This window comes from Guyparkeria sp. SCN-R1 (assembly GCF_003932495.1).
In the GTDB taxonomy this organism is placed as follows: domain Bacteria; phylum Pseudomonadota; class Gammaproteobacteria; order Halothiobacillales; family Halothiobacillaceae; genus Guyparkeria.
The window spans coordinates 1-5,812 of sequence record NZ_QZMT01000033.1 but is presented as its reverse complement, the minus strand read 5'-3'; the positions used below and the strand labels follow the sequence as shown (position 1 = coordinate 5,812).

5 protein-coding genes and 1 tRNA gene are annotated in these 5,812 nt (G+C 60.5%); 3 read left to right on the top strand and 3 right to left on the bottom strand.

Annotated elements, in window-relative coordinates; genetic code table 11:
* Positions 1–32 precede the first annotated feature (32 nt).
* A complete protein-coding gene (locus tag D5687_RS10900) occupies positions 33–935 on the bottom strand; it encodes an OmpP1/FadL family transporter (RefSeq protein ID WP_158611871.1) in 903 nt (300 codons plus the stop codon).
* An 896-nt stretch (positions 936–1,831) separates the two neighbouring features.
* Between D5687_RS10900 and D5687_RS10895 the strand changes: the two genes are divergently transcribed.
* On the top strand, positions 1,832–2,698 hold the full coding sequence (locus D5687_RS10895) for a fumarylacetoacetate hydrolase family protein (RefSeq protein WP_125199805.1): 867 nt from the start codon (positions 1,832–1,834) through the stop codon (positions 2,696–2,698).
* A gap of 289 nt (positions 2,699–2,987) precedes the next feature.
* Here D5687_RS10895 and D5687_RS10890 read toward each other — a convergent pair whose 3' ends face one another.
* Together D5687_RS10890 and D5687_RS10885 are read right to left on the bottom strand one after the other, a co-directional pair.
* Positions 2,988–4,391: an MBL fold metallo-hydrolase RNA specificity domain-containing protein gene (locus D5687_RS10890; RefSeq protein WP_204742193.1), complete on the bottom strand. Its 1,404-nt coding sequence runs from the start codon at positions 4,389–4,391 to the stop codon at positions 2,988–2,990.
* A gap of 157 nt (positions 4,392–4,548) precedes the next feature.
* A tRNA-Leu gene (locus D5687_RS10885) sits at positions 4,549–4,635 on the bottom strand.
* 124 nt (positions 4,636–4,759) lie between these two features.
* Between D5687_RS10885 and D5687_RS10880 the strand changes: the two genes are divergently transcribed.
* Entirely contained in the window at positions 4,760–5,095 is a 336-nt protein-coding gene (locus D5687_RS10880; RefSeq protein ID WP_125199804.1) for a DUF3301 domain-containing protein, read from the top strand.
* Positions 5,096–5,242: 147 nt separating this feature from the next.
* Positions 5,243–5,584 carry a DUF3024 domain-containing protein gene (locus D5687_RS10875; RefSeq protein ID WP_158611870.1) on the top strand — a complete coding sequence of 114 codons (342 nt, stop codon included), beginning with the start codon at positions 5,243–5,245 and terminating at the stop codon, positions 5,582–5,584.
* Positions 5,585–5,812 lie beyond the last annotated feature (228 nt).

Below are 5,812 nucleotides of genomic sequence, written 5' to 3'. Positions count from 1 at the left end.
CCGGTCTGTCTCACTCTCATGCAAAGGTAAGATCAACCATTTAATCCGCTTACCCAGTAATTAATGCGTTGGTAATCAAAGGTCAATGTCACGCTGTCAGTTATGTCAGCGGCAAGGCCTACGGTCCAGGTCGACGGAATGTCAAAATCACCGCCTTCAGCGAACAGGCCCGCATAGTCGTCAAACTCGTCCATGCTCATCTTGGACTGATAGCTGGCGCCCAGCGTCAGCATGTCGGTCGGCTTGTAGGTCACGCCGAGTTTGCCGCCATAGCCCCAAGAGACATCGTGGCCGTTATTCGTGAGATTAGGCTGATCGGCGCTGAAGCCAGCGAAATTCCCCAAGCCCTTGGCACGGAATTTCTGACGCACGATCACTGCACTGACACCAATCGACAGGTCACCGTCCATGAATTGGCGAGCATAGGTCGGCGTGATGAAGAGCTGTTCGAGATTCACGCCGGCAGCACCGGCATCATACGTACCGCCCTCGTTAACACTCCCTGGGCCTTGACCCGGGACAATCGTATCGGCATCGGCGGAAAAGTCCGTGTTCATGCCGCCGTTGCCGTACATGGCAATGCCTACGGTGTCGTTGTCTGTAAGGCGGTACGCTGCTGCGAGCCCCGGGATAAGGAAGCTCTCACTGTCACTGTCGGCACTGGCGTCACCCATGGGCCCGGATTGATCATATCCGCGCTCCGGGCGGAAAAGCGACAAGTCGCCGGTGATCTGGTTGTCTACCGAAGCGAGGCCGGCCGGGTTGGTGGCGATGACCATGGCGCTGTTATTGGCAAAGGCGACGCCGCCGCCACCCATGCCTTTGGCTTTTACGCCGTAGCCATGCGAGAAGTAGCCGTTGGTGGCGTGTGCGGTGCCGGTGGCGAGTACGGCGCCGGTTACGGCTGCTGCCAGTAGGGTCCTTTTGAAGGTCATTCCTCTTTCCTCTCCTGTCGTCAATTCCATTGCCTGAAATTGTTGTTATCAAATCCATCTCGCCGACGTCATTGTCGGCATGCAGAGCACGTAGATCGGGGCCCGGCTGTCCTTGCCTGGTTGGTCCTTGCGGCCGTCTGCGGCGGCCCGCCCGGATCAGTGACGGACGTCAACGTATCAGAAATCGGTAATTTGCCCATTCAAAAACATTAAGGCTTGATTAAAAATTCCTACCGTTGTTTATGAATCGAGTTGCTTATATTAGAGCCAGCTTATGCGAAGAACCCGGCGGATATTGGTAAGCAACTGATAATACGACGTGTGTCGTGATCTACTGAAGAATCGGGGGAGGCGCTCGACAAGTGTTTGTGAACATCAGAGGTGATGATAGCGGGCTAGCGGGGTGTTGTTTTTGAGACGATAGGTTGAGGCGGAGCTGTTTGATTGACGGTCTGTTGGCATCAATCGTTGGCAGCTGCATCCTGAGCGAACACCGGGGCAAGACCTTGCTGCTGTTGGGGTTATTGCCTCGGTTGAGAGGTGGTGTGCTCTCCGGCCTCCTTGCATTGTTTTTCGCCGGCGATCGGTGCCGTCTGTTTACCTTGCTCCTGTGTTCATCGGCGCTCCCTCGCCAGTTCGAGCTGCCGATATGTCGGGACGGCGGACGCTGGCTGATTGCCAGTGGCACGGGCTCAAGCGAGAGGGGACTTTCGCAAGAAGCCTTCGGGGCATCAAGGCGCCAATTCGACGCCGCGCCCAGAGCGATGAGTCAGGCCCGGCGTGAATCGGAAATCCAGCGGATCGGGCAAGCCGGCTAACCCCGTCGAGGCGTTGGCTATTCGTGCAGACGTTCCCTAGTGTTGGTACTGACGGTTGATGCCATTTGAGGAGGGCCAATGAAGCTGCTGACGTATTCGATCGACGGTGAGTTCCGCGTAGGGGCGTGGTGGGATAGTGCCTCGATCGTGGAGGTGTCTGTTGCCGCCACCGAGTTCCCTGACTCGATGTTAGGTTTGATCAAGGAGTGGGATGCCTGGAAGGATCGGTTGCCCGAATTGATCGAGCAGGGCCCGCGGCGCTCACTGTCCGACCTGCGTCTCGAGGCTCCGATCCCGGTCCCGCCGCGCGACATTCTTTGTGTGGGAAAGAACTACGCCGATCACGTTAATGAGGTGAAGGCGTTGGGTTACGGCTCGATTCCGAGTCACCCGATCGTGTTCTCCAAGGCGACGACCACGATCAATCGACCCGGCGGGTTGGTGGATATTTCGGCCGACCCGACCGAGACCACCGATTACGAAGGCGAGTTGGCCGTCATCATCGGGGAGGGCGGACGGTATATCGATGAGCGTGATGCGCGCGATCACGTCTTTGGCTACACGCTGATCAATGACGTCTCGTCGCGTGACTTGCAGGGCCGGCACGTGCAGTGGTTTCTGGGCAAGAGCATCGATGGCTATGCGCCGATGGGGCCGGTGATCGTCACCGAGGATGAGGCCGGGGCCATCCGCGACTGGCAGTTGCAGACACACGTCAATGGCGAACTGCGCCAGGATGCGGCCATCAGCCAGATGATCTTTTCGGTTCCCGAAATCATCGCCACGGTTTCCCGGTACGTCACGCTGATGCCGGGCGATATCATCGCCACCGGGACGCCGTCGGGTGTGGGCGCCGGGCATGAGCCGCCGGTCTATCTCAAGCCTGGGGACGAGGTGCTGGTGAGCTGTCAGCCGATTGGGGAGTTGCGATCGCGGTTTGTTTGATGCGGCTTCGGGGCGCCTATACCGACCATGTGCCGAGTTTAGGCGTCGTACGGATTCCCGCTTTCGCGGGAATGACGACTGTTAGGTTGTTTGGAATCATCTTGGAGTCGCCCCTATGGGGCACCCTTTCAATTGCGTGGCCCGCCGTCTGCCGGCGTCATCCCGCTCACCCCGTCAACCGCGTCATCCCCGCGGAAGCGGAGATCCATTGGGCCGCCGGATGACCTGTCTGGATTCCCGCTTGCGCGGGAATGGCGCGCTTCACCTCGTCGGGTTTGATCTGCCCCACTCAAAGATCGATGGATTCTCCCTGTTCCGGCATCACCACCTTCGTGCCGTGCAGTGTCTCGGCGAAGGCCGCCATCGCCTTTTCCTCGCCGTGGACGAGGATGGTTCGATCTGGCTTGATCGCGCCGTGCCAGGCCAGCAGTTCGTCGCGGTCGGCGTGGGCGGAGAAGCCGTTGATGGTGTAGATGCGGGCGTTGACGGGGATGTCGTCGCCGAACAGGCGCACCTGGGGCTTCTTGTCTTCCTGCTTGCTGCTGTCGATGATGCGGCGGGCGAGGGTGCCGGGGGCGGCGAAACCGACGAAGATCACGCTCGCCTCGCGTTTCCAGAGGTTGTGGCGCAGGTGGTGGCGCACGCGCCCGCCGGTACACATGCCTGACCCGGCCATGATCACCGCGCCGCCGGCCAGCCGGTTGAGTGCCATCGAGTCGGCCGTCTCGCGGGTGAAGTGGACCCCGGGCAGCCAGAACGGATCGATGCCCTTTTCGAAAAGCGCCTGCGCCTCCTCGTCATAGGCTTCCGGGTGATGTCGGAAGATCTCGGTGGCGGAGATGGCCATCGGTGAGTCGAGGAAGACTTGCAGGGTTTTTGGCAGGGCGCCCGACTCGACGCCTTCTCGCAGGTGGTAGAGCAGTTCCTGGGCGCGTTCGAGGGCGAATGTGGGGATGATGACGTTGCCGCCGCGTGCCATGGCCTCGTTGATGGCTTCATAGAACTCCACGATCGACGGATCCAGCGGCTTGTGGTCGCGATCCCCATAGGTGGTTTCCATGACCACGGTTTGTGCAGCGGGCGGCACATGCGGATCGCGCAGCATCGGGCGGTCGCTGCTGCCGATGTCACCGGAGAAGATAATGGCCTTGTCCTGTTCGCCGTCGCGGTAGCTCAGCCGAATACTGGCCGAACCGAGGATGTGTCCGGCGTCATAGAAGGTGGCGGTGACACCGGTGGCCAGTTCCAAAGGTTGTTCGTAATGGGCCTTGCGACCGAACAGGTCCATGGCGTTGAGTGCATCAAGCTCGCCGTACAAGGGCGGCTCGGCCCTCTTGCCGCGTCGCTTGGCTTTGCGGGCGTTACGTTCGGCCTCTTCCTCCTGCAGGTGGGCGGCGTCGAGCAGGATGACGCGGGCGAGCTCGCGCGTGGCCGGCGTGGCGATGATTTCGCCGGTGAACCCACGCTTGACCAGCAGCGGGATGCGCCCGCAGTGATCGAGATGGGCGTGGGTCAGCAGCAGGAGATCGATCTCGCTCGGCTCGAAGCCGAATTCCGCCGCATTTTCCTCGTCGATCTCTCGTCCGCCCTGGAAGAGCCCGCAGTCGATCAGGACCTTGAGTCCGTCGAGTTCCAGCAGGTGGCAGGAGCCGGTGACACCCCGGTTCGCGCCGTGAAAAGACAGCCGCATCATGAGTGTTCTCCCTTGCCGCCGTGAATGATCTTGCTCTTATTCAAGCACGGACCGGGCGCGAGTGCGCGGCGATATGGCAAAGGGGTGGTAAACCGACAAGCCTCCAGAAACGGAAAAGGCGACATCCGCGGATGTCGCCTGAATCGTCATTGAGTTTTGGTGCCGAGGGTCGGACTCGAACCGACACGGTATCTCTACCGGCGGATTTTGAATCCGCTGCGTCTACCAATTCCGCCACCCCGGCAGGGCAGCGAAAGGTAGCGCAACTGTGGTACAAAGGCAAGCCGCCGGGCGGGGCGCCAGCGCCGTTGGCGCGCGGCATGCTTGCTTGGTAACGAAACCGTTTCGATGAAGGACGACTGACGCTGATGTGGACCCTTGGGGACGTATTCATATTGATCCTGGTGCTGGCCGCGGTCGGCCTTTGGGTGCAGCACGATCGGTTTCGTCGCCGGGCGTTGTCGTTGGCGCGGCAGGCAACCGAGAAGGCCGATGTGCAGTTGCTCGATCAGAGCGTGAGTCTGCGCCGGGTCGGGCTGGGCCGGGATGATCGGGGCTGGCCGCTGATCACCCGTCGGTTCGGATTTGAGTTCTCGCGTAGTGGGTTCGATCGTTATCGGGGTCACGTGGTGTTTCGCGGCCAGCACCTTGCCGAGGTCGAACTCGATCTGGGGGATCCCCACTGGCGCCACGAAAAGAACTGACATGCAGGCGCCTCGAGAAACCTGTTGCGCCACCCGATTGCGGCGTCGCGTGCTCACTCGCTCCTCGCCTATCCTCTTGATATGTCTCGTCGCTCGTTGTGCGGCTCCTTGCACCCGGGCGGCTCACGACGCTTTTTCGAGGCGTCTATGGCCTTGAGCGAGCTGGACCAGCGCCGCATCGAGAAACAGGTCGGCGAATTCGTCGAGGCGCGTCGGCCACCGTCAGAGATTCGCCCGCAGCTTGATATTGGTTATCGACTGGATCGGCAGGCCGTCGAGTTGTTCGAGGTGCGCCGCTCGATGCGGGGGCATCGGATCGAGGAGGAGTTCGCCCGGCTGGTGTACGTGAAGTCACGTGATGTCTGGAAGCTTTACTGGAAGCGTGCCGATTTGAGATGGCATCGCTACACGCCGTTTCCGGAGTCGACGCGGCTGGACGTGCTGCTGCAGGAAATCGACGAGGATCCCAACGCCTGCTTCTTCGGGTGACGTTCGAGCTCTCGGATCCCGTAGGAGATTCTATGTCTCCCCACAAGGGATTCTCGGCACGTAGTCAGTCTGCTTCTGCATCAAACTGAAGGCGACTCGAGCCAGTTTTCTCGCAAGGGCGACCAACGACTGAGTAGGTGCCATTCCTCGGGCGACGTGTCGTTGGTAAAAGGCCTCCCACGCCGGCTGTCGTTTTGCCTGCATGGCGGCAAGATAAAGCAGTCGGCG